Annotated in this window: 20 protein-coding genes and 1 riboswitch; of the genes, 2 read left to right on the top strand and 18 right to left on the bottom strand. The window is 69.0% G+C overall.

Translation table 11 applies throughout. The annotated features are described in order from the left end of the window. Window positions 1-13: 13 nt before the first annotated feature. The 8 genes from HBB12_RS28920 to benA all read right to left on the bottom strand — a co-directional run bounded on the left by HBB12_RS28920 (window position 14) and on the right by benA (window position 8,310). Window positions 14-1,360, bottom strand: a complete 1,347-nt coding sequence (locus HBB12_RS28920) for an MFS transporter (protein WP_236992523.1) — start codon at window positions 1,358-1,360, stop codon at window positions 14-16. A gap of 275 nt (window positions 1,361-1,635) precedes the next feature. Further along, window positions 1,636-1,914, bottom strand: coding sequence for a muconolactone Delta-isomerase (gene catC, locus HBB12_RS28915; RefSeq protein WP_236992522.1), 279 nt, complete (start codon window positions 1,912-1,914; stop codon window positions 1,636-1,638). A 4-nt stretch (window positions 1,915-1,918) separates the two neighbouring features. Beyond that, window positions 1,919-3,088, bottom strand: a complete 1,170-nt coding sequence (locus tag HBB12_RS28910) for a muconate/chloromuconate family cycloisomerase (protein WP_236992521.1) — start codon at window positions 3,086-3,088, stop codon at window positions 1,919-1,921. A 360-nt stretch (window positions 3,089-3,448) separates the two neighbouring features. Continuing rightward, window positions 3,449-4,378, bottom strand: a complete 930-nt coding sequence (catA, locus tag HBB12_RS28905; protein ID WP_236992520.1) for a catechol 1,2-dioxygenase — start codon at window positions 4,376-4,378, stop codon at window positions 3,449-3,451. Window positions 4,379-4,409: 31 nt separating this feature from the next. Beyond that, window positions 4,410-5,219 (bottom strand): 1,6-dihydroxycyclohexa-2,4-diene-1-carboxylate dehydrogenase, encoded by an 810-nt coding sequence (locus tag HBB12_RS28900; protein ID WP_272913306.1) that lies wholly within the window; start codon window positions 5,217-5,219, stop codon window positions 4,410-4,412. Beyond that, the gene (benC, locus tag HBB12_RS28895) at window positions 5,216-6,229 is read right to left on the bottom strand and encodes a benzoate 1,2-dioxygenase electron transfer component BenC (protein ID WP_236992519.1); all 1,014 of its coding nucleotides are present in this window, start codon (window positions 6,227-6,229) and stop codon (window positions 5,216-5,218) included. Before benC ends, HBB12_RS28900 begins: the two co-directional genes overlap by 4 nt. 10 nt (window positions 6,230-6,239) lie before the next feature. Then, a complete protein-coding gene (gene benB / locus HBB12_RS28890; protein WP_236992518.1) occupies window positions 6,240-6,731 on the bottom strand; it encodes a benzoate 1,2-dioxygenase small subunit in 492 nt (163 codons plus the stop codon). Window positions 6,732-6,981: 250 nt separating this feature from the next. After that, window positions 6,982-8,310, bottom strand: coding sequence for a benzoate 1,2-dioxygenase large subunit (benA, locus tag HBB12_RS28885; protein ID WP_236992517.1), 1,329 nt, complete (start codon window positions 8,308-8,310; stop codon window positions 6,982-6,984). A 248-nt stretch (window positions 8,311-8,558) separates the two neighbouring features. Here benA and HBB12_RS28880 point away from each other — a divergent pair, with 248 nt between their 5' ends. Beyond that, window positions 8,559-9,467: a LysR family transcriptional regulator gene (locus HBB12_RS28880; protein ID WP_236992516.1), complete on the top strand. Its 909-nt coding sequence runs from the start codon at window positions 8,559-8,561 to the stop codon at window positions 9,465-9,467. Between the two features lie 239 nt (window positions 9,468-9,706). On the opposite strand, the gene HBB12_RS28875 is transcribed toward HBB12_RS28880, so the two are convergent. Genes HBB12_RS28875 through HBB12_RS28850 form a run of 6 tightly spaced genes read right to left on the bottom strand, consistent with a single transcriptional unit; the run spans window position 9,707 to window position 15,506 of the window. After that, window positions 9,707-10,474 carry a 3-oxoacyl-ACP reductase gene (locus tag HBB12_RS28875; protein ID WP_236992515.1) on the bottom strand — a complete coding sequence of 256 codons (768 nt, stop codon included), beginning with the start codon at window positions 10,472-10,474 and terminating at the stop codon, window positions 9,707-9,709. After that, the gene (locus HBB12_RS28870; RefSeq protein WP_236992514.1) at window positions 10,471-11,460 is read right to left on the bottom strand and encodes an ABC transporter substrate-binding protein; all 990 of its coding nucleotides are present in this window, start codon (window positions 11,458-11,460) and stop codon (window positions 10,471-10,473) included. Before HBB12_RS28870 ends, HBB12_RS28875 begins: the two co-directional genes overlap by 4 nt. 6 nt (window positions 11,461-11,466) lie before the next feature. Further along, a complete protein-coding gene (locus HBB12_RS28865) occupies window positions 11,467-12,216 on the bottom strand; it encodes an ABC transporter permease (protein ID WP_236992513.1) in 750 nt (249 codons plus the stop codon). After that, window positions 12,213-12,989, bottom strand: a complete 777-nt coding sequence (locus HBB12_RS28860; RefSeq protein ID WP_236992512.1) for an ABC transporter ATP-binding protein — start codon at window positions 12,987-12,989, stop codon at window positions 12,213-12,215. Before HBB12_RS28860 ends, HBB12_RS28865 begins: the two co-directional genes overlap by 4 nt. After that, window positions 12,979-14,433 carry an acyl-CoA reductase gene (locus tag HBB12_RS28855; protein WP_236992511.1) on the bottom strand — a complete coding sequence of 485 codons (1,455 nt, stop codon included), beginning with the start codon at window positions 14,431-14,433 and terminating at the stop codon, window positions 12,979-12,981. The genes HBB12_RS28860 and HBB12_RS28855 overlap by 11 nt, the downstream gene beginning before the upstream one ends. Beyond that, a complete protein-coding gene (locus HBB12_RS28850) occupies window positions 14,430-15,506 on the bottom strand; it encodes a LuxE/PaaK family acyltransferase (RefSeq protein ID WP_236992934.1) in 1,077 nt (358 codons plus the stop codon). The genes HBB12_RS28855 and HBB12_RS28850 overlap by 4 nt, the downstream gene beginning before the upstream one ends. Before the next feature lie 99 nt (window positions 15,507-15,605). Further along, a riboswitch (TPP riboswitch) is annotated at window positions 15,606-15,703 on the bottom strand. A 537-nt stretch (window positions 15,704-16,240) separates the two neighbouring features. On the opposite strand from HBB12_RS28850, the gene HBB12_RS28845 reads away from it, so the two are divergent. Beyond that, complete coding sequence (locus HBB12_RS28845) at window positions 16,241-16,666, top strand: type II toxin-antitoxin system PemK/MazF family toxin (protein ID WP_236992510.1); 426 nt, start codon at window positions 16,241-16,243, stop codon at window positions 16,664-16,666. Window positions 16,667-17,197: 531 nt separating this feature from the next. Here the strand turns inward: HBB12_RS28845 and HBB12_RS28840 are convergent. From HBB12_RS28840 to HBB12_RS28825, 4 genes are all read right to left on the bottom strand, one after another. Further along, complete coding sequence (locus HBB12_RS28840; RefSeq protein ID WP_236992509.1) at window positions 17,198-18,529, bottom strand: AmpG family muropeptide MFS transporter; 1,332 nt, start codon at window positions 18,527-18,529, stop codon at window positions 17,198-17,200. 220 nt (window positions 18,530-18,749) lie between these two features. Further along, on the bottom strand, window positions 18,750-19,778 hold the full coding sequence (locus HBB12_RS28835; RefSeq protein WP_236992508.1) for a CobW family GTP-binding protein: 1,029 nt from the start codon (window positions 19,776-19,778) through the stop codon (window positions 18,750-18,752). Next, complete coding sequence (locus tag HBB12_RS28830; protein WP_236992507.1) at window positions 19,775-21,385, bottom strand: amidohydrolase family protein; 1,611 nt, start codon at window positions 21,383-21,385, stop codon at window positions 19,775-19,777. Before HBB12_RS28830 ends, HBB12_RS28835 begins: the two co-directional genes overlap by 4 nt. Window positions 21,386-21,502: 117 nt before the next feature. Continuing rightward, window positions 21,503-22,330, bottom strand: a complete 828-nt coding sequence (locus HBB12_RS28825; protein WP_236992506.1) for an ABC transporter permease — start codon at window positions 22,328-22,330, stop codon at window positions 21,503-21,505. Between the last annotated feature and the right edge of the window lie 209 nt (window positions 22,331-22,539).

Genomic DNA, 22,539 nt, shown 5'->3' with positions numbered 1-22,539 from the left:
GGGAGGGGACGCGTCAGGTGCTCTGGAGCGCCGGGGCGAGGCGGGCGGCGGGCGTGCCGAGCCGGCCCTTGAGCATGATGCTCGCGGCGGCGATCAGCGCCGGCACCGCCACGATGCCGAAGGTCGCCGGCAGGCCGAAGCCGAGCCCGATCAGCGAGGCGCCGATCATCGAGCCGACCACCGAGCCGACGCGGCCGACCGCGTTGGCCCAGGCGACGCCGGTGGCGCGGTTGGCGGTGGGGTAGTAGCTCGCCGAGAGGGCGTTGATGCCGATCTGCGAGCCGGCGACGCAGAACCCGGCGCCGAACACCGCCACCACCAGGAGCGCGATCGAGCCGGTGGAACTGCCGATTAGCGCCACGAAGCCCGCCGCCGCGAGGTAGGACAGGCCGAGCACCGCGTGCGGGTTCACCCGGTCCATCAGCGCGCCCAGCACCAGCCCGCCGACGGTGCCGCCGGTGGCGAGCATCACGGTGACGAGGGAGGCTTCCTTGAGGGTGAGGCCGGCGCTGCTGATGATGGTGGGGAGCCAGCTCGACAGCAGATAGAAGATCAGGAGGCTCATGAAGAAGGTGAGCCACAGGCACAAAGTGCCGGCGATCAGGCCCGGCTGGAACAGCTGGCCGATCGGCGAGCCCTTGGGCTTGGCGATGCCGGTGAAAGTGGCGCCGGAGAAATCCTCGGTCGGAGCGATGCGGCGCAGGAGCTTGGCGACACGCTCGGCCGGGGCCTGCTTGAGCACGAGGAAGCGCGCCGATTCCGGCAGGCCGAGGATCAGCACCGGCACCAGCACGAGGGGCAGAACGCCGCCGATCACCAGCACCGCGGGCCAGCCGAAATCGGCGATCAGGTGCGCCGCCGCGAAGCCGCCGAGCGCCGAGCCGACGGTGAAGCCGCAGAACATCGCCATGGTGAGAAACGAGCGGCGGTGCTCGGGGCAGTATTCGGAGGTCAGCGTGATGGCGTTCGGCATCGCGCCGCCGAGCCCCAAGCCCGTGACGAAGCGCAGGATCGTCAGCATCTCGATCGAGGTCGACCAGGCCGAGGCGAGGCTGGCGAGTCCGAAGAAGGCGGTGGTGACGATCAGCGTGCCCTTGCGGCCGACCCTGTCGGCGAGCGGGCCGAACAGGAAGGCGCCGATCATCAGGCCGAACAGGCCGGCCCCGAACAGCGGCGCCAGCTGCGCCTGGGTCACACCCCATTGGCTGCGGAGCGCCGGGGCGATGTAGCCGATGGCGGCGGTGTCGAACCCGTCGATGGCGACGACGAGGAAGCACAGCAGCACGATCCGCATCTGGAAGCGTGAGACGCCGTGGCGGTTGATGACGTCCTGGACGTCGATGCTGCGTGGAGTGGGCATGGCGTTGGGTTCCTCCTGGATAGTGTTCTGTAACTTTTTGATTTTTCGCCGCGTGGCATGGGGATCGTCGAGGTCATCGACAGATCTTTCACCCACCGGGTCATCCCGGGGCCGCGCAGCGGAACCCGAAATTCATAACCGCTGACGATGCAGGATGAGGCGATGCGCGTTCCGACTTGTTCCGAACTGTCGGCGGTTCTGGATCCCGGGTTCTCGTCTTCGACGAGCCCCGGGATGGCGCGGAGGGTTTCACGAACCGGGGATCGTGCCGTCCGTCACCCGATTGCCGAGGGGTGTCGCGCGAGCGGCGTCACCTGCATCGTCATGAACGGAAAAAGCGGCAGGCCGGACAGGATGTCATGCAGTTCGTCGTGGCTCTCGACGTCGAACACGCTGATATTGGCGTAGCGACCGGCCACCCGCCACAGATGCACCCACTTGCCCTGGCGCTGGAGATCCTGGGCTCTCGCCTTTTCGTCGGCCTTCAGATTCGCCACGTATTCGGGATCGAGGCCGTGCGGGATCGCGACGTCCATCTCGACGCAGTACAGCATGGGATCAGTTCCTTGCGTAGTGGCGCAGCTTGTCGGGATCGAGGGTCACGCCGAGGCCGGGGCCCTCGGGCAGGTGCACCGCGAAGTCGTGGAAGGCGAGCGGCTCGGTGACGAGGTCGCCGGTGAGGATCTGCGGCCCGAAATGCTCGCAGCCCCAGGCGAGATCGCGCAAGGTCGCGAAGGCGTGGAGATGCGCTGCGGCCCCGACCGAGCTTTCGAGCAGGCAGCCGCCGTACAAGCCGATGCCGGCGGCCTCGGCCACCGCCGCGACCTTGCGCAGCTCCACCAGCCCGCCGTGCTTGACGAGCTTGAGCGACACGGCGTCCGCCGCGGCGGCTTGCGCGACGCCCATCATGTCGTGGGGGGTGAACACGCATTCGTCGGCGAGCAGCGGCGGCACGCGACCTTGAGCGCGCAGGCGGCCCATCCCGGCGACGTTCCAGGCCGGCAGCGGCTGCTCGACGAGGGCGATGCCGAGATCGGCGAGAACCGGCAGGCAGCGCCGGGCGGTGGTCTCGTCCCAGGCCTGGTTGGCGTCGACGATCAGGGTGGCGCGCTCGGACAGCGCCTTCGACAGGCGGGTGAGCCGGGCGAGGTCGGCCTCGGGTGATTGCGCGCCGATCTTGATCTTGAAGGTGCGGTGCAGCCGTGCCGCGAGCTTTCCTTCCGCTTCCGCGATCTCCTGGTCGGGATCGCCGGAGGCGAGCGTCCACAGGACCGGGAAGCTCGTGCGTACGGCCCCCCCCAGCAGCGCCGATACCGGCAGGCCGAGGGTCTGGCCGACCGCGTCGAACAGGGCGGTCTCCAGGGCCGCCTTGGCGGCGTTGTTGCGCTTTGCCGCCGCATCCAGGCGCTCGCCGGCGGCGACGAAGCGGTCGGCCGGCTGACCGATCAGGGCGGGGGCGAGGTAGGTGTCGATGGTGGCCTTGATGCCCTCGACGCTCTCCTCGCTCCAGCGCGGCCCGCCGAGCGTCGCCGCCTCGCCGATGCCCTCGACGCCGTTGGCGAGGCGCAACTGGACGATGACGTAGCTCTGGGCGGTGACCGAGGTCTGGGACAGCTTGTGCTTCCGCACCGTCGGCACGTCGACGATCGTGGTGCGGATGTCGGCGACCGTGAGGTCTCGGGCGGGCGCTTGATGCACGGCGTCGTGGAGCTGGTTCTTCGCGAGCATGGGGGTCTCGGGATGTGTGGGGTGGGGTCGGTTCGAGCTTGAAGCGCGGGCTCTGAGCCCTCCCCCCCTCTGCGGCAGGGCTGTTCGGGTAAAGAAGGGCGCGGGTCTTCTCCTCTCCCCGCGGGCGGGAATGGGCTGTGTCTCCGTTCAGGAGACGCAGCAAGCGGAGGCGAAGCCGGAGCGAGGGTGAGGGGGTGGTGCGAAGGGGCCTCTTCCTGAGAGACCCCCTCACCCTCGCCCTACGGGCTCCCTGAGCCCCTTCGGAGCTCAGGCCTCTCCCCGCCCGCGGGGAGAGGGGAAATCAGCGCCTTTTCCTTTTCCCGGACGGCCCTGTGCGGGGGAGGATGCGGGCGTTGCGCTTCAGGCCGCCTCGGCATGCGGCCGCACCACCACCGGGTCGGGCGCATGCGCCACTTCCGGGTTGAGCGCGAAGTCGAACCGGATGGTCGAGAACGGCGCCGCGAGCCCGGCTGCCGCGATCGCCGCCGGATCGGTGACCGGCACCACCTCGGCGATCAGCCCGTCGCGGGTGGCGAAGGCGAAGTCGTCGTGCAGATAGGGATCGTCCGAGAGGTTGATCTGCGTCGTCAGCTGCCGGTGGCCGGGGCCGGAGACGAAGAAGTGGATATGGGCCGGGCGCTGGCCGTGGCGGCCGAGCTGGTCGAGCAGCTTCTGGGTCTGGCCTTGCGGCGGGCAGCCATAGCCCTTCGGCAGGATGCTGCGGAAGCGGTAGCGGCCCTCCCCATCCGTCTCGATGCGCCGGCGCAGGTTCCAGGTGCTCTGGCCCTTGTCGAACACCGAGTAGTTGCCGAGCGTGTTGGCGTGCCAGACATCGACGATGGCGCCCGCCACCGGTGCGCCGCCGTGACCCGTCACCTGACCCTCGACGATCAGCACCTCGCCGTCCTCCGGGTCGTCGTCGAGGCGCGCCTCGCCCTTCGCCAGCGGAGCGCCGGCGACGTAGAGCGGGCCCTCGATGGTGCGCGGCGTGCCGCCCTCGATCCCGGCCGCCCGCTCCTTGGCGTCGATGCACAGATCGATGAAGTGCTCGACGCCGAGACCCGGCATCAGCAGGCCGAACTCGTTGGCCTGGCCGGTCTCGGTCAGGTAGCTCATCGCGGTCCAGAACTCGCTCGGGGTCACGTCGAGATCCTCGACGATCCGGCAGGCATCCTCGACGACGCGGCGCACGATCTGCTTGATGCGCGGGTTGCCGGAATCGGTCGAGAGGCCCGCGACCTTGTCGAACAGGGCTTGGGCCTCGGCGGAATCGGCGATCTTCGTGGTCATTGGCGTTTCCTCTCTTGCTTGGGTGATGGGGTCAGCCGAGGTCGCCGCCGGCCACCGGCAGGACGGTGCCGGTGACGTAGGAGGCCTCGTCGGAGGCGAGGAACAGGATGGCGGCGGCCTGCTCGGCGGTGGTGCCGTAGCGGTGCATCAGGCTCGACGCCTTGGTCTGGGCCACCACCTCGGCGATCCAGGCGCGTTCCTGGTCGCTCGGCGGGGTCGGGTTGCGGGCGATGCGCCGGGGCGGCGCCTCGGTGCCGCCGGGGGCGACCGCGTTCACCCGGATGCCGTGCTCGGCATATTCGAAGGCGAGGCAGGCGGTGAGGGCGTTCACCCCGCCCTTGGCGGCGGCGTAGGGCACGCGGTTCACGCCTCGCGTCGCCACCGACGACACGTTGACGATGCTGCCCCCGCCGCCCGCCAGCATGTGCGGCAGCGCCGCCCGGCAGCACCACAGGGTCGGGAACAGCGAGCGCCGGATCTCGGCCTCGACCTCGTGCGGGGCGTAATGCGCGAACGGCTTGAACCAGATCGAGCCGCCGACATTGTTGACCAGCACGTCGAGCCGGCCGAACCGGGCGACGGCGGCGGCCATCACGTTCTCGCAGCCCTCGAAGGTCTCGGCATCGGCGAGCTGCACCGCGGCCTTGGCGCCGAGGTCGCGGGCCTCGGCCGCCGTCTCCTCGACGATCTCCGAGCGATCGGTGAGGAGGAGGGCGGCGCCCTCGCGGGCGAGGCGCAAGGCGACCTCGCGGCCGATGCCTTGCGCGGCGCCGGTCACCACCGCGACCTTGGCCGAGAAGCGGTTCGGCGAGACGAAGCCGCTCATGTCGGGGGCGCTCATGCCCCACCCCCGACACCGCTCGCGGCGAATTTCTCGTAGTGGAAGCTCGCCGGGGTCAGGCCACGCTCGGCGAAGGTCTTGCGGACCGCGTCGACCATCGCGGGCGGGCCGCAGAGATAGGTGTCGATCGCGCCGCCATGCAGATGCGCATCGGCCAGATGCTCGGTGACGTAGCCCCGCTTCGCATGCCGGCTGTCGGGGGAGGCGACGCAGGTCTCGAAGCTGAAGCCCGGGATCTTGGCCGCGGCCTCTTCCAGCGCCCCGGTCTCGACGAGGTCGGCATCGTGGGTGACGCCGTAGACGAGGTGGATCGGCTGGTCGGTACCGGTCTCCGCCACCTTGCCGAGCATCGACAGGAACGGGGCGAGGCCGGTGCCGCCGGCGAGCATCAGCACCGGGCGGCGGATCTCGCGGAGGTAGAAGCTGCCCGAGGGGCCGGCCAGGTCGAGAGCGGCGCCTTCCCGGGCCTGCTCGGCCAGGAACGTGCTCATCAGCCCGCCCGGGATGTTGCGGATCAGGAACTCGGCGGTGCTGCTGCCCGGGACCGAGCTGAACGAGTAGGAGCGGGCCTGGCCGCTGCCCGGCACCGCGATATTGACGTACTGCCCCGGCAGGAAGCCGACGGGCTCCCCGGTTTCGACAGAGAGCCCGAATGTGGTGTCGGACAGGCGCCGAACCGCCGAAACCCGGCCCTTGAGGGCGGCGGCCTTGGTCTTGCAGACCTCCGAGGAGGCGGCCACCGCCAGAACCAGGTCGGTCCGCGGCCGCATCTGGCAGGCGAGGCCGTAGCCCTGCGCCGCCTCCTCGTCGGAGAGCGCATCCTCGATGTAGCTGCCCGGATCGAACCGGCCGGATTCGCAATGGACCCGGCAGGTGCCGCAGGCGCCGTCCCGGCAGTCGAGCGGGATGTTGATGCCGAGGCGGTAGGAAGCGTCGGCCACGGTCTCGCCCGGGCGGCAGGCGATGAAGCGGGTGACGCCGTCCTCGAAATTGAGCGCAACAGTGTTCACGGCGCCCTCCCTAGATGTGATAGACGTCGATGACGTGGTGGATGTAGTCGTTCTTGAGGATCACCTTCTTGGTCTTGATCAGCGGGGTCTCGCCGCTGGTGTCGAGGGTGTAGAACGACGTGCCGAAATGGGTATCGACGGTCTTGTAGCGGTAGTTGAAGGTGAGCCAGTTGAAGCGGAGCTTGATGCTGGTCTCGTCCTGCTCCAGGATCTCGACGTTCGAGATGTTGTGCGAGGTGCGCGGCTCCGGCAGGCTGGTGGCGCTCGACCGCTCGGTGCGGATGCGGAACACGCGGTCTTCCAGGCCGCTGCGGCTGTCGTAGTAGATCAGCGAGACATCGGTCTGCGGATCGGTGACGAGCTGGTCGTCGTCGTCCCAGGACGGCATCCAGAACTCGACGTCGGGGGCGTAGAGCGCCAGCCAGGCGTCGAAGTCGCGATCGTCGAGGAAGCGGGCCTCGCGGTAGAGGAATTGCTGCACCTGCTCCAGGGTGAGGGGCATCGGGGGGCTCCGTATGGGCGTGCGGGGGCGCTCAGGCCCTGGGTGGGGGCGGCGCCGCGGATGTTCTGAACTGATGTCTGCAGCTATGGCGCCTTCCCCTCCCCCTTGTGGGGAGGGGCTAGGGGTGGGGGTGGTGCCGCGTAGAGCGCGAGGCTTTTCTGGCACCACCCCCACCCCCCGCCCCCTCCCCGCAACTTGCAGCGATACCGGGCAAGCCCGGGATCGCCTGGGGAGGGGAGAGGCCGCGCGCTTACGGTAGATGCCGCCGCATCGTGTCCATCCAGTAGCGGTGCTGGATCGCGAACAGGCCCTCGTCCTCGGTCTTGGCGCCACTGAGCAGCGGCGTCAGCCCGATCGCCCGCGCGCCTTCGTCCGCGCCCTCGATCCAGTGCCGGGCGCCGCGGCAGAGGTCGTTCCACTGCGCCGCGCGGCCGCGATAGCCGATCTGGCAGGCGCGGAATTCTTCGAGGTCGTCCGGGGTCGCCATGCCGCTGGCGTTGAAGAAGTCCTCGTACTGGCGAATGCGCCGGGCCCGCGCGTCGGGCGCCTCGCCCTTGGGGGCGATGCAGTAGATCGTCACCTCGGTCTTATCGACGGCGATCGGCCGGTAGGTGCGGATCTGCGACGAGAACTGATCCATCAAGTAGACGTTCGGGTAGAGGCAGAGGTTGCGCGAGCGGTTGATCATCCAGTCGGCCATCGCCTGCCCGTGCTGCTCGGCCAGTTCGCCGCGGCGGTCCCAGTTCGGCCGGTCCTCGGGGTTCGCCCAGGTGGTCCAGAGCAGCAGGTGGCCGTGCTCGAACGAGTAGAAGCCGCCGCCTTGCTTGGCCCAGCCGCCCGCATCCATGGCGCGGGTCTTGTCGACGACGTGCGATTCCTTGCGCCGGCTGGTGGTGGCGGCGTAGTTCCAGTGCGTCGCGCTGACGTGGTAGCCGTCGGCGCCGTTCTCGGTCTGGAGCTTCCAGTTGCCGTCGAAGACGTAGGTCGAGGAGCCGCGCAGGACCTCCAGCCCATCCGGCGACTGGTCGACGATCATGTCGATGATCCGGGTGGCTTGCCCGAGATGCTCGGTCAGCGGCTTCACGTCGGGGTTGAGGCTGCCGAACAGGAAGCCGCGGTAGTTCTCGAACCGGGCCACCTTGGTCAGGTCGTGCGAGCCGTCGCGGTTGAAGCTCTCGGGGTAGCCGGCGCCGTCCGGGTCTTTGACCTTCAGGAGCTTGCCGCCGTTGCTGAAGGTCCAGCCGTGGAACGGGCAGGTGAAGGTCGCCTTGTTGCCGCGCTTGTGCCGGCACACCATCGCGCCGCGATGGCTGCAGGCATTGACGAAGGCCTGCAACTCGCCCTTGCGGCTGCGGGTGATGACCACCGGCTGGCGGCCCATGAAGGTGGTGAAGTAGTCGTTCGGGTTCGGGATCTGGCTCTCGTGGGCCAGGTAGATCCAGTTGCCCTCGAAGATGTGCTGCATCTCCAGCTCGAAGATGTCGGGATCGGTGAAGATGTCGCGCCGGCACCGGTACACGCCGGTCTCCGGGTTCTCCTCGACCGCGCCCTCGACCACCTGATGCAGATCGTCCAGCATGTTCGTCTCCCTGCCGCGCCGGCTGTTCTCGGGACGAGACGGATCGTTGCCGGTCCACGCGCCGTGCGGGCCGGATCGGGCTCTCGTCCTGCGCAGGGTGGCGTGGTCTCGGGGGGACTTGTCGTCCCGAGCCCCGCTCGCGCCCTGAGCGTTTCCTCTTTTTTAAGTTCTAAGGAACCGGCATAGAGAGGTCCAAGACCGATTGGGAACAAAACCATTCCTGGCAGGAATGATTGGGGAGGAATGAGTTGGAGCTGCGCCACCTGCGCTACTTCGTGGCTGTCGCCCGCGCGCAGAGCTTCACCCGCGCGGCGGAGGCGATGCACGTCGCCCAGCCGGCGCTGAGCAAGCAGGTGCAGCAGTTCGAGGAGGAGTTCGGCCTCGAACTGATCGAGCGCGGCTCGCGTCCGGTGCGGCTGACCGAGCCGGGCCGGGTGATCTACGAGCAGGCGCTCCAGATCCTGGAGCGGGTCGACGACCTGCGCGAGACCGGCCGGCGCCTGCGCGTCGCCGAGCGCAACAGCTTTCGCATCGGCTTCGTCGCCTCGACGCTCTACGGGCGATTGCCGGAGATCCTGCGCGGCTACCGGACGAAGCGCCCAGACGTCGACATGACGCTCCTCGAATTGCTGACGCTGGAGCAGATCGCGGCGCTGAAGGAGGGCCGGATCGATGTCGGCTTCGGCCGGGTCGAGATCGAGGACCCGGCGATCGAGCGGGTGCTGTTGCGCAACGAAAAGCTGATCGTCGCCGTGCCGATGGCCTGGGATGCCGAGCGATCACCCGGGCCGCTGAAGCTCCACGACCTCGCCGAGACGGCCCTGATCCTCTACCCGAAGAGCGCGCGGCCCAACAACGCCGACCGCATCCTGGCGCTGTTTCGCGAGCACGGGGTGCGCCCGCCGGTGATCCACGAGGTGCGCGAGCTCCAGACCGCGCTCGGCCTCGTCGCGGCGGAGGCCGGGGTCTGCGTGGTGCCCGCCTCGATCGAGCGCCTGCGCCGCGACGGCGTCGCCTACCGGCCGCTCGACGAGGACCGGGCGCTGATCCCGGTCATCATGAGCTACCGCAAGAACGATCCGTCGCCGGAGATCGGGCTGATCTTGCAATGCGTGAAGGAGGATTACGAACGGGAGGGGTTGCGGTTCGGGGTGTGAGGCAAGGAATTTCGGATGATGGTTCTATCCAAGCCACAACCTCATCCTGAGGTGTTAGTCCATCGGAGATGGACTAACCTCGAAGGAGGGCTCCAGGGATCGCGTGGTATCTGGAGCCCTCCTTCGAGGTCAGTCGATCCTTGATCGACTAACACCTCAGGATGAGGTCCAGGATGGGATGGGCCGGAGCCGCGGACGAGCCGTTCTGTCGTAGAATATGCCGACTGCCGCACCATCCCTCACCCCATCACCAACCCCCCATCCACGGTCAGCACCTGCCCGGTCACGAACCGGCTCTCCTCGCCGGCGAGAAACAGCACCGGCCCGGCCACGTCCTCCGGCGTCGCGAGGCGGCGCAAGGGGGTCTGGGCAATCAGAGCCTCGCGCACCTCCTCGGGCGTGTCCCGGCTCGCATCGGTGCCGGTGACCAGCCCCGGCGCCACGCAATTGACCCGCACGCCGACCGGCCCCAGCTCGGCCGCGAGGGTGCGGCTGAAGCCGATCAAGGCCGCCTTGGCGGTGGTGTAGTCGTGGTAGGGGATGCTCGGGCGCGCCACGAGGTCGCTCGCCAGGTTGACGATGGCCCCGCCGCTGCGCCGGGTCATCAGCGGCAGCAGCGCCTGGACGACATTGTAGGCCGCCCGCACCGCGCCGTCGAACTGGCGCTGGTAGGATTCCCACGGCACGTCGCGGAAGCGCGGGCGGCGGTCGGGATCGAAGCGGTAGGGCGCGAAGGCGTTGTTGACGATCGCGTCGAGGCGGCCGACCTCCTCGGTGATCCGCGAGGCCAGCCCCGCCACGGCGTCCGCGTCGGTCACGTCGGCGGCGACGGTCAGGGCTTGGCCGCCAAGCGCCCGGCATTGGTCGGCCACCGCCTCGGCGGCGGCGTGGTTCTCGCGGTAATTGACGATGACGAGCCCGCCTTCCCTCGCGAAGGCGGTGGCGATGGCCGCGCCGATGCCGCGGCTTCCTCCCGTGACCAGGATGGCGCGGTCGCCAAACCTCATCGCGCGCCCTCCTTGCCCGGGATCAGGTCGCTCTTCACCACTTGGCCCATGTCGAGGGAGCGGGTGATGAGGCCGAGCTTGCGGAACTGGTCGGCGCCCTGCTGCAGGACGGGCAAGTCGAAATGGCCCAAGCCCTCGCGCTCGGTGGTCGGCGACACGCTCGACAGGTTGCGCAAGGCGATCACCTCGCGGTTGATCGCCTCGTCGCGGCCGTTGATCGCCCGGGTGACGGCGAGGTGCGCCGCCTCGTCGGGCTTGGCGATCATCCAGGCGGCGGAGTCGCGGTAGGCGGCGAGGAAGCGCTTCAGCAGCGGCTTCTTCGCCTCATAGTCCTTCCGCGTCACCACGAAGATGTCGCTCGGCAGGTTGAGGTGGTCGCGCACCGCGATGACGTCCACGTCGCCGAGGCCCTTGGCGCGGCCGACCAAGAGCCCGGTATCGGTGGCCGCCGTCGCATCGACCTGGCCCTGGATCAGGGGGGCGAAGTTGAGCAGCCCCGTGACCTCCACCGTCACGTCGCTCTCCTTCAGCCCGGCGGCGGCGAGCAGCAGGAGCAGGTGCTGGCGGGTTCCGCTCGCCAGGCTGTAGACGCCGACGCGCTTGCCCTTGAGATCGGCGATCGAACGGATGCCGCGGGCTTTCGGCGCCACGACGTTGAAGACGTTCTGCGGATAGATGTTATAGATCGCCACCAGATCCGCCCCCTTGTCGAGGGCGAGGTAGAACGAGGCCGGGTCGGTGAAGGCGACGTCCGCCTGTCCCGAGAGCAAAGCCTGGATCGCCGAGCCGCCGCCATTGCCCGGCACGTAATCGAGGGCGATGCCCCGGGCCTTGAACAGGCCGTGATCGGGCTCGGCCAAAAGGTTGGTGATCTCGCTGATCGGCTGGCTCCAGCCGGCGACGGTGACTTTATCCAGGGTCTGTGCCAGGGCCGGGGAGCCGAGCCAGGCGAGGGCGAGGACGAGGAGCAGGCGTAAGGCGGGCATGAATGGTCAGTCTCTCGCGTAACGGCGCAGAATCAGGGACTCAACCCCCCGGGCGGCCTCATAGACGATCATGCCGAGGGCGGTGATGACCACGAACAGGGCCAGGATCAGGCTCGAATCCATCACGCTCTGGGCGGCGATGATCGAGGCGCCGAGGCCCTGGCGCCCGCCGACGAACTCGCCCACCACCGCGCCGACGAGCGCCAGCACGATGGCGACGCGGAACCCCGCCAAAATCACCGGCAGAGCGGCGGGTAGCTTCAGGCGCAGGAGGGTCCGGGCGCGGCTCGCGCCGAGCATCCGGAACAGCTCGCGCTGGCCCGGCTCGACCTGGGCGAGGCCCGTGAGGGTGTTTTCGAAGAGCGGGAAGAAGCAGATCAGCGCGGTGATCACCACGGTCGGCGTCAGGCCGAAGCCGAACCACAGGATCAGCAGGGGGCCGAGCGCCAGTTTCGGCACCAGCTGGCTCGCCAGCACGTAGGGGCGCAGCACCCGGTGCAGGCTCGGCCATTCCGACAGCAGGATGCCGGCGCCAAGGCCGAGAATCGTGCCGGCGAGGAGGCCTAAGCCCATCTCCGTCATGGTCACGCGCAGATGCGGCCAGAGCCGGCCGGAGGCGATCTCGCCCCACAGGGTCTCGGCGACGGAGGAGGGCGCCGGCAGGACGAGGGGCGAGACGCGGCCGGAGCGGCACCACGCCTCCCAGGCGGTCAGCAGGGCCGCCAGCAGCAGGGCGGAGGCGAGCCGCGTCCTCACGCCGCCCGCCCGATTACCGGGGTGGGGCCATCCATGACCGCGCGGAGCGACCGGCAGACCGTCCCGAATGCGGGATCGTAGCGGATGCCGGGCGGCCGGGGGCGGGGCAGCGGGACCGCATCCTCGTGGACGAGGCGTCCGGCCGCCATCACGCCGACCCGGTCGCCGAGGTAGACGGCTTCACCGATGTCGTGGGTGACGAACAGAGCTGCGGTGCCGCGGGACGCGCAGAGGCGCAGGAGGTCGTCCTGCAACTCCTCGCGGGTGAGCGCGTCCAGCGCCGCGAAGGGCTCGTCGAGGAGGAGCAGGCCCGGCTCAGTCACCAGCGCGCGGGCGAGCGCCACCCGGCTCTGCTGCCCGCCCGACAGGGAACCGGGCCGGCGCCCGGCAAGATCCCCGAGGCCCATCGTGCCAAGGAGGTCGCGGGCCGCCTCGCGATCCGCGGCTTGCGGCCGGCGCTCGAGCGAGACCGGCAGGAGCACGTTGTCGAGGGCGGACAGCCAGGCGAGCAGGGTCGGGGCCTGGAACACGAAGCCGACGCCCGGCGCCGGCCCGCGCACCGGCTCCCCGCCGACCCGGACGAGGCCCGAATCCGGCGCGATCAGCCCGGCGGCGAGCTTGAGCAGGGTGGTCTTGCCGCAGCCGCTGCGGCCGAGCAGGCAGTGGATCGCCCCGCGGGGGATCGCCCAATCGACGCCCGCCACGGTCTCGGCATCATCGCCGGGAAAGCGGTAGCGGATTCCGTCGAGGGCGAGATGGGCGTCAATCGGCATAGGGCGCGAAGCCTTCCGCAGCGGCCTCGGCGCCGGCCTCGATCTCCGTCATCGTCACGAGGTCGAGCAGGCTGAAGCGCCCGTCATGGTGCCAGCCGGCCTCCGGCGCCGTCATGCGGCCGATGGCCGAGATCCGGGTGACGCCGGCCCCGGCGAGGTCGTCGGCGAGCGCCATGAGCCGCGCGGGAGCGGCGGCGATTCCGGCGGTCTGGAGATAGGCGCGGTGGGGCGCCACCCGGGCCGGCACCTCCGCCAGATCGTCGACCGCAACGACCGCCACGCTGCGGTTGAGGCCGGACGGGCTCAGACCCACGGCGTCGTCGAGCAGGACGACGCTCCACGGATCGGCCGGATCGCCGAGAAGCGTCGCGCTCCCGTCGAGGGCCCGCATCTCGTGGGCGTTGCGCCAGGCCGCGAGGGCGGCCGCCTCGCCCGGATCGAGCCGCCGGCGCGGATGGCGGCTCGCGAGAGCCGCGAGTTCGTGGGCGAGGTGGCGGGCGAACTCGTCCGGCGCGGTCGCGCCGCCGCGCTCGACGAACAGCATCTGCGGCGCGTAGCAGCCCTGCTGCTCGTAGCGGACGATATCGTGGGCGGCGAGGCGGGCGAGCGGGCCGGCGCGGCGGCTGTCCAGGGCCTCCCGGGCGATCATGGCAAAGCCGATGCGGTGGCCGTGCGGCAGGAATCGGGCGGTGACCGGCACCTTGGCGCGGAGCGCCGCCAGGGTCTCGTTGCCGCCATAGGCCATGACGCAGTCGGCCTGCGCGAGGAACGTCGCCTCGGGCCCGCCTTCGCCACCCTTCCACCAGGTGATCGCCAGGCACTCGCCGAGGTCCGGGTCGGCCTCGGCGATCGCTTGCGCGAACCAGCCGGCGGTCAGCGGCTCGGCGGAGGCGAGCTTGCCGACCGTGCCGGCCTTGACCAGCAACCCCGAGACGAGACTCCACAGCGGCAGGGCCGGGACGTTGCCGGCCCAGACATGGAGCAGCAGGTCCGGCCCCCGTGCCCGCACCAGCCCGCCCTTCACCGCCGGCTGGAACCCGTCGAGCACGGCCGGATTGGAGAAATCCTCGGCGAGGAAACGCAGCAATTGCGGCCGCCGGAAGGTCTTCAGGTAGCTCGTCAGGCCGAGCCGCACCGTCTCGCGATCGTAGCCGGTGACGACCGGCAGCAGCGCCTCGGCCTTGCGGCGCAAAGGATGCGTGCGGTCGAGCAGGCAGGCGCTCGCCCGGTCGATGGCCGCGACGATCCGGGCGGTCTCCATCCGCCGCAAGGTCTCGCGGGCGCGGGCGCGGACATGGGCGCACAGGGTCTCGGCCTGATCCCCGGTCAGGTCCGGCAGCGCCACCGCGACGGTTTCGCCCCAGGCCCGGTGCTGGACGATGCGCCGGCCGATCGCCTCGGGACTGAGCCCCGGCAGGTATCCGGCCTCCTCGACCGTGCTCATCCCTGCGCCGCGGCCAGGAATTCGGCCACCGCGACCGAGCAGCCGCGCGAGGCCGAGCCCTCGACCCGGCCGAGCAGCCGGAAGCCGCCGGGCACGATCACCCCGGCATCCTCGGTCAGGATCGCCGAGACCGAGTTGAAATGGGCGAGGTCGTGGTGGACCAGCACGCCGGTCTCGCCCTCAGGGACGTCGATGCCGGTGAGCGGATCGACGACGCGGCTGCGGATCCAGTGCGGGCCGGACTTCACCGGCGGGCAGGTCGCGTTGCCGTCGTCGTAGAACTGGGTACTCAGCTCGGTCATCCCGTACATGTTGAGGCAGGATGTGCGCGGCACGCCGAAGGCCTCCGAAAGCCCGTCATAGAAGGCATCCGGCTCGATCTCCCGCGACTGGCCCTTGAAGCCGCCGGTATCGAACAGGACACTCCCCGGCGGCAGGGCGAAGCGGCGGCCACGCTCCTCGAGCGCATCCATCACCGGCACGAAGGCGTAGGTGGCGCCGAGCAGGGCATAGGGCTCGCCCGAGGCTTCGGCCTGCGCCAGCGCCGCCAGCAGCCCATCGAGGTCGAGCCCCGTCGGGCCGACGAAGACCGCGCTGTCCGCCGTGCCGAACTCCGCCTTCGCCAGGGCGAGGTAATGGGCGAGCGACGAATTCGGCAGCGCCGCCTCGTCCGGGAACAGGATGCCCATCCGGATCGTGTCTCGCCCGCGCATGATCCGGGCGGCGAAGCCCGCCAGCATCGAGGCGTCGTAGACCGCGAGCGTCGGGTGGTAGCTGCGGCCGCGTCCGCTCCCGGTCGTGCCGCTCGTCATGAACACCCGCTCGGCTGCGTCCGGCGGGGAGCAGCTCAGGGTCAGGTCCTTGAACGCCTTGATCGGTACCGCCGGGATGTCGCGCCAGCGCCGCACGGTCAGCGGGGTGCGCCCGCGCTGTTGCGCGAACCGGCGATAGGGCGCGTTGTGGGCGAACTGGTAGGCGAAGAGCCGCAACGCCAGCGCCTCGAACTCCGCCTCGCTCGCGCCCGGCCGTCCGATGAAGTCGAGCAGGGCCTCGACGATCTCCGCTTGCGACATCACGGCCACCTCGCGCCCATCCCGGGCGAGGGCCAGACCGAGCGGAGATCATGCGCGAAAAGACGGCAGGTTCGGCCTTTGCGCCGCGCCGGTCCCGCATCCCTACGCCGGCATGACCCGGATCAGGTTCATAGGGTCACCGCGGCGCCCGGACGAACCGGACCGGCGGAATCTCAGCCTCCTCGCGAGGCTCCCCTGGGAGCCGGGGAGAGTGGGGGGAGTGGGGCTACGTGTCAAGTTTGAGCGGTCCCGCATCTCCGTGGATCAGTCTGCCGGAGACGATCGGATCGCGGGCGGCCGCCGGCTGAGCGGTTCGATGGCGACTGGGTCGATGACGACGGACCCTGCATGCCAATGTGCCTCAGCCCCGAGAGATAGTCGAAATTTCTGTCTTTCATCGATAAGTGACCGTGCCGATCACGCGAAGACGATTGTGATCTAACATTTTCATCAAAATCTTCATTCTCGTTTTCGCGATCTGGCCTCGCATGACGATGCTGTGCCGATTGTGGACCGCCTGCAAAAAACATGCAGAAGCCAAGCGTCATCATGTGCTTGATCGGTGTTTGCACAATCTGATAAGACATGTTGGCATTGTGCCGGTTCCCTCAAGTCTGGCTGATTTGCTACGCACCTGCAATGCATATTCTGAAATATGAGGTGCCATTTTCGCATATCCGTCGATCTCACAGTGCGATCGTCGAAAAATATCGGAAAATGACAAGGGATTTGCGGTGGCTATACGAGAGCATCCGGCACTTGGTGTCGTCTTGTTGTGTGATTTCAACGTAGGCTTCAAGGTGCCGGAAATGATCAAGCGCCGGCCTTGCGTGGTCATCAGTCCAAAAATTGCGGCGCGCCCTGGACTATGCACCGTCGTCGCGTTGAGCACCGATCCGCCCGATCCAATCATGCCCTATCATAAGCAGATCAACCTGCGGCCGCATCTTCCTGAGCCGTGGGATAGCGACGGAGTTTGGGTCAAGGGCGACATGGTGAATACCGTCGCCTTCCATCGGCTGGATTTTCTCAGGACCGGGAAGTCGGCAGCCGGCAAGCGCCTGTATCTCTATACTCCCCTGGACGGCGAAACTATCAAGACCATTCGCGGCTGTGTCTTGAGGGCGGTGGGGCTTTCGGGGTTGACGAAGCACCTGTGATGTCCCATATACCTCACCGTTAGCGGCTCTCGGAAACGATCCGCGTCTAAGACCCCGCGAGGGGCCGTCGTAGCGCCGGGTGACACCAAGCCCATGCTACGACGCAGATTTGAAAGACAGGGGTTCAAATCCCCTTGGTCCCTAGGAAGTATGGGCACGACCGGGTGGAAGGTTGGCCCGCAGAGAATGAGTGGGCCTTGGCGGGCCCCCTTTGTAGTTCCGGTCCGATATCACGATCCTTTTGTCGCGGTGATCGGGCGGGCAGCAATGCCTGCGTCCTGACATCCGCACCAGCCCCTCGGTGATCCGCCTGCAGGCGCCGAGCGACTTGGCCATGGTCGCTCCGGCACGTTCGATTCTGCGACTCAGAGGGCACAGTGGAGCGAGGCGCCATCGAGGAACCGAGCGGCAGCCTCTAGATCCAAGGGGGCGCTCCATCCGCAACGAGGCCCTGAATGCGTCGCGTTGTCTCGGCGAGACGGGCATCCCGGCTCGGCCTGCGCGATAGGGCGCCAAGCGTTCCCGGACCGGTCAGGTCGTCGCCGGCGCCTCGTCGGAGATCCCGACCTTGGCCCAGACATAGACGGCGAGCAAAGCCACCGGCACGCCGATGAGCGAGGTCAGGACGAAGAACCAGGGAAACCCCGTCCGCTCGACGATGAAGCCGGAAAATCCCGCCAGCACGCTGCCCGGGAAGGCGCAGAGCGAGGTCAGGAGCCCGAACTGGCTCGCCGCGTGCCGGGTCGAGGCGAGCGTCGACATGTAGGTGATGAGCACCACCGACGCGAAGGCATAGGCGAAGCCGTCGATGCCGACGGTGACCGCGAAGGTCCAGAAGGCGCGGCCGCCATCGCCGCCATGCGCCGCCAGGTAGGCGAGGCTCAGGTGCGAGGCCGAGGCGGCGACCGTGCCGACGAGGAGGCTCGTCAGCATGCCGATCCGCGGGATCAGGGCCCCGGCCAGGAAGGTGCCGCCGAGCCCGATCCAGAAGCCGAACAGCTTGGTGACGGTGGCGATGTCGGTGTTGGTGAAGCCCTGGTGCTTGAACAGCGGCACCGCCATCGCGGTCGCGATGTAGCCCGGCATGCGAAAGCCCGCCACGAGCAGCAGGATCGCCGGCGCCATCGGGCCGAGGCGGCGCAGGAGGTCGGCGATCGGCTCCCAGATCGTGTCGAGGAGGCCGGCGCGGGGCGCGTGGGGCACCTGGTCGGAGGGCGGCTCGGGCGCGAGGACGGCCGCCGCCATGCCGACCAGCATCAGGGCTCCCATGGCGAGATAGGCCCCGCGCCAGCCGATCCGGTCGGCCAGCAGCAGCGCGCCGGCGCCTGCCGCGAGATTGCCGATCCGCCAGCCGATCTCGGTCCAGGACGATAGCACGGCCTGCTTCTCGGGCGGCCGCACGCTGGTGATGCGCCAGCCGTCGATGACGAGGTCGAGGGTCGCGCCGGCAAAGCCCAAGGCCACCGAGAACGCGATCGTCCAGGCGAGCCAGTGCGCGGGATCCCCGAAGGCGATCCCGGCGAGCATCAGCATGACGCCGAGCTGCGCCGCGACGATCCAGCCGCGCCGCCGGCCGAGCAGGGCCCCGAGCAGCGGCGGGTCGGTGCGGTCGAGGAACGGGGCCCACAGGAACTTGAACTTGTAGGCCAGCGTCATCTCGCTGAGCAGCCCGATCGTGGCGATCGAGATGCCGCTATCCGACAGCCACGCGGCCTGCGTCCCGTAGACGAGCAGGAAAGGGAGGCCGGAGGTGAAGCCGAGCCCGAGGGCCGGCGCGATCCGCCGGTCGGTGAACAGGGCCGACCAGAACGGCTCCGCGCCGCGGGGCGGGCTGTCGGGAGAGGCGGCGGCCGGTGCTGTCATGCTCGATCGGGCTCTCGCGGGAGGGCGGCGTTACGGCTCAGGTCGGGGCATCCTGCCATAACCGGCCCGTGTGATACTGTTTCCGGAAGATCCCTTCCGGAAACAGTATCACCAGCCCGCGCGGCGCCTGAGCGGAGCCGGTTTCCGCATCGCGAAGCGATTAGCCGGAAACCGTATGACGGCCGTTCCGCGGGTGCGGAACAGGGTCATCCGAGACGCTTCACCCCCGCACCGCCTCCGCCCGCGGAACACCGGCCCCCACCCGCGCGAACGGGCTCTCCGCCACCCGCGGCGCGAAGCGGAACAGGCCCTCGGGCGCCACGCTGTCGAGCTCCCCCGCCGCCAGGTCGCGGGCGATCACCACCACGAACGCCGCCGCCTCCTCGGCCGGCCGGCCGAAGGGGCGCGGGCGCGAGAACAGCGTGCCGACGCTCTCGACCAGCAGCGGACGGTCCGATTCGACGATCCCCACCAGGCCCTTGAGGCGCAGCAGCCGCTCGCCGAGATGGCCGGCGAGGTTGTCGAGCCAGGCCGCCAGGTCGTCGTAGGGGAGGGGGCGCAGGGGCCGGGCGAGCCAGACCGCGACGCGGGGATGGGCGCTGCCGGATTCAGGCGCCAGCAGGGCCGGATCGAGGCCGGCACCGGGGAGCGGCGCGAAGGCGGCCGCGACCGCCCTCGCGCGGTCCGGATCGGCGATGATCTCGGCGAGCGGGTTGATCGCGGCGATCTCCGCCCGGGCCCGTTCGAGGCGGTCCGGCGGCGCGGCGTCGAGCTTGGTGAGCACGATGCGATGGGCGGCGGCCCATTGCGCCGCCGCCTCCTCGAAGGCCGAGGTTTCGGGTCCGCGCAGCGCATCGTAGGTGGCGACGACCGAGACCCGCATCGGGAACCCGGCGAGGCTCGCCAGCTGGCGCAGGACCGGGCCGGGCTTCGACAGGCCGCTCGTCTCCAGCACGATGCGGCGCAGCGGCCCCGAGGCCTCCGGCCGCTCGGCGGCGAGCAAGGCCTCGACGGTCCGGGCGAGGTCGCTGGTCATCTGGCAGCAGACGCAGCCATTCGCCAGCATGGTCATCGGGACATCACCCCCGCTCTCGCGCAGGATCAGCCCGTCGAGGCCGATCTCGCCGGCCTCGTTGACGATGACGGCGGTGTCGGCGGCCTCGGGGCGGCCGAGATAGTCGCGCAGCAGCGTCGTCTTGCCGGAGCCGAGGAAGCCGGTGAGCACCACGAAGTCGAGGATGTCGCTCACGGTGCCGCCTGATCCTGGCGCGCATACTTCGCCGGCACCGCCTCGTCCCAGGTCGCCTTCACGAGATCGCGCACGTCGGCGAGCAGTTCGGCGGTGTCGTAGATCACCCCGTCCTTGATCGTGTATTTCAAGCCCCGATGCCAAGTGGCGCCGTTCGTCGCCTCGTCGAGGCGCAAAGCCCCGGTGCCGTAGAGCAGCTTGAAGTCGGTGAGCGGGTTGTGGTCGTGGACCAGCAGGTCGGCGCGCTTGCCGACCTCGACGGTGCCGATCTCGTCCTCGAGCCCGCATAGCGCCGCACCCTGCGACGTCGCGGCGCGCACCACTTCCAGCGGATGGAAGCCCGCCTCCTGCAACAGCTCGAGTTCGCGGATATAGCCGAAGCCGAAGATCTGGTAGATGAAGCCCGAATCCGATCCGGCGCAGACCCGGCCGCCGCGGTTCTTGTACTCGTTGATGAAGGCCATCCAGAGCCGGTAGTTCTCCTTCCACTCGATCTCGTTCTGGGTCGACCAGCGATACCAGTACGAGCCGTGGCCGCCGCGCTGCGGCGTGAAGTAATCCCACATCGACTTCCAGGTGTACTCCTTGTGCCAGTCGGCCTGGCGCGCCCGCATCAGGTCGCGGTTGGCGTCGTAGATCGTGAAGGTCGGCACGAAGGTGAAGCCGAGCTCCAGGAACCGCTCCAGGGTCTCGTTCCATTTCTTCGAGCCCGGCTCCGCTCCTTGCCGGAACATCTGGCCCGAGACCGAGAAACGGAAATACTCGTCGTTGTAATCGTAATCGAGCGGGAAGTTCTGCACCACCCGGTCCTCGAACAGCGCCTCGGGCAGGCCGTAATAATGCTCGGCGCTGGTCAGGCCCCAGCCGGCGGTGGTGAGCGCGTTCATCCGCGTCACCGCCATCTGGGCGTGGTGGCATCCGGATTTCAGCCCGAGCTTCGCGCATTCGTCGAGCGCCGCCTCCATGATGGCGGGCGGGGCTCCGAAGAACTTCACCCCGTCGGCGCCGCGCTCTTTCAGCTTCCTCAGCCACACCCGCCCCTCCTCGGGGGTGTGGATCAGCTTCAGCATGTCGTTGACGGCCGGGAAGTAGCTGTAGGCCAAGAGCCGCGGCGCCGCGATGGTGTTGGCCTCCGCGCGCTTCTTCTGGTCGAGCATCCAGTCGAGCCCGTTGAACGAGCCCATCTCGCGCACCGTGGTCACGCCGTGGGCGAGCCAGAGCTTGTAGACGTACTCGACCGGCGGCACCCAGCCGTTGGCGGCATGATACGCGACGCCGGCATGCGCATGGCAATCGACGAAGCCGGGGGTCACCCACTTGCCGCGGCAATCGATCTCGTGGTCGCCCGGCGCCGGCCGGTTGGCGGTGTTCGCGAGGTTGCCGGTGACCTTCTTCAGCTGGACGATGCGGCCGTTCTCGACCACGATGTCGATCGGGCCGATCGGCGGCGCGCCGGTGCCGTCGATGACGGTGGCGGCCCGCAGCACCAGCCGCTTGTGCGGCCCGATCCCACGGTCGCGGGAGGTCGAGGGCACCAGGGGCGGCTGGCCGGCCTTGGCCCGCTCGGCGGCGAGTTCGTTCCCGGCGAGGATGGGGGTGTCGCTCAAGGTGTCCTCCCGACTTTTTGTTAGCTCTACGCATCATTCGCCGAAGCGGCCGCCGGTTCGGCGGCGAAAATGATGCAAAACCAAAGAGCCAAGCGGAATTGCCTCGTGCAATTCCGCTTAGCGCGCGTAGCGGCGGCCGAGCAGCGCGGTGCCGAGCGCCGTGAGCACCAGGGTCGCGGCGAGCAGGATGAAGGCGAGGGCCGCGCCGAACGGCCAGTTCATGCCCTTCGAGAACTGGTCGTAGACGGCGGGCGCCATCATCTTGAACTGCGAGCCGCCGAGCAGCACCGCGGTCGCGTAGGTGTTCATGCACAGGATGAAGACGAGGACGCAGCCTGCCACCGTTCCGGGCAGCGCCAGCGGCCACACCACCCGGCGGAACACCGTGAAGGCGCTGGCCCCGAGATTGGCCGCCGCCTCCTCCACCGCCCGCGGGATGCTCTCGATCACCGACGACAGCGTCAGGATCATGTAGGGCAGCACGACGGCGATCGTGCCGACCGCGACCGCGCCGGGCGTGTAGATCAGCTGAAGCGGGCTCGCGGTGATGTGCAGGCCGCGCAGGGTCGCGTTGATGAGCCCGTCATTGCCCAAGAGCCCGAGCCAGCCCGCCGCCCGCACGACGTTGCCGACCAGAAGCGGGATCAGGGTCAGCACGGTGACGAGGCTCTTCCAGCGGCTCTCCATCCGGGCGAGCCGGTAGGCGGCGGGAAAGCCGAGCGCCAGGGTCAGCGCCGTGCAGGTGAAGGCCATGACGAGCGTCGTGCCCATCACGCCGCGGTAATACGGGTCGGCGACGGCATTGAGGTAGTTCTGCGCCGTCGTCGCCTCGATCATCAGCTGCGTCGGGCTGTACTGGTTGAGCGAGATGCGTGCGAGCAGCACCATCGGGCCGACGAGCAGCGCGGCGACGACGAGGAAGGCCGGCAGGATGAGGGCGAACACGGGCGGAAGTCTCGATCTGAACCAGTCGGCTGGGGGACACTCATCCCACTCGCGACCTCATCCTGAGGTACCGGCGATCAGAGATCGCGAGTGAAACGAGCCTCGAAGGAGGGCTCCAGAAAGCCCTGAGACTTCTGGAGCCCTCCTTCGAGATCAGTCGATCCTTGATCGACTAATACGATTTCCGATTGATCGCTTCGCGATGCGGA

Origin of the sequence: Methylobacterium sp. SyP6R (assembly GCF_019216885.1) — a bacterium.
Taxonomy (GTDB): Bacteria; Pseudomonadota; Alphaproteobacteria; order Rhizobiales; family Beijerinckiaceae; genus Methylobacterium.
This window is presented reverse-complemented; position numbering and strand designations above follow the sequence as displayed.

Coding starts and splice junctions, on each gene's coding strand:
- HBB12_RS28920 (WP_236992523.1), bottom strand. CDS start 1,360: ATGCCCACTCCACGCAGCATCGACGTCCAGGACGTCATCAACCGCCAC.
- catC (WP_236992522.1), bottom strand. CDS start 1,914: ATGCTGTACTGCGTCGAGATGGACGTCGCGATCCCGCACGGCCTCGAT.
- HBB12_RS28910 (WP_236992521.1), bottom strand. CDS start 3,088: ATGCTCGCGAAGAACCAGCTCCACGACGCCGTGCATCAAGCGCCCGCC.
- catA (WP_236992520.1), bottom strand. CDS start 4,378: ATGACCACGAAGATCGCCGATTCCGCCGAGGCCCAAGCCCTGTTCGAC.
- HBB12_RS28900 (WP_272913306.1), bottom strand. CDS start 5,219: ATGAGCGCCCCCGACATGAGCGGCTTCGTCTCGCCGAACCGCTTCTCG.
- benB (WP_236992518.1), bottom strand. CDS start 6,731: ATGCCCCTCACCCTGGAGCAGGTGCAGCAATTCCTCTACCGCGAGGCC.
- benA (WP_236992517.1), bottom strand. CDS start 8,310: ATGCTGGACGATCTGCATCAGGTGGTCGAGGGCGCGGTCGAGGAGAAC.
- HBB12_RS28875 (WP_236992515.1), bottom strand. CDS start 10,474: ATGAGGTTTGGCGACCGCGCCATCCTGGTCACGGGAGGAAGCCGCGGC.
- HBB12_RS28870 (WP_236992514.1), bottom strand. CDS start 11,460: ATGCCCGCCTTACGCCTGCTCCTCGTCCTCGCCCTCGCCTGGCTCGGC.
- HBB12_RS28860 (WP_236992512.1), bottom strand. CDS start 12,989: ATGCCGATTGACGCCCATCTCGCCCTCGACGGAATCCGCTACCGCTTT.
- HBB12_RS28855 (WP_236992511.1), bottom strand. CDS start 14,433: ATGAGCACGGTCGAGGAGGCCGGATACCTGCCGGGGCTCAGTCCCGAG.
- HBB12_RS28850 (WP_236992934.1), bottom strand. CDS start 15,506: ATGTCGCAAGCGGAGATCGTCGAGGCCCTGCTCGACTTCATCGGACGG.
- HBB12_RS28840 (WP_236992509.1), bottom strand. CDS start 18,529: ATGACAGCACCGGCCGCCGCCTCTCCCGACAGCCCGCCCCGCGGCGCG.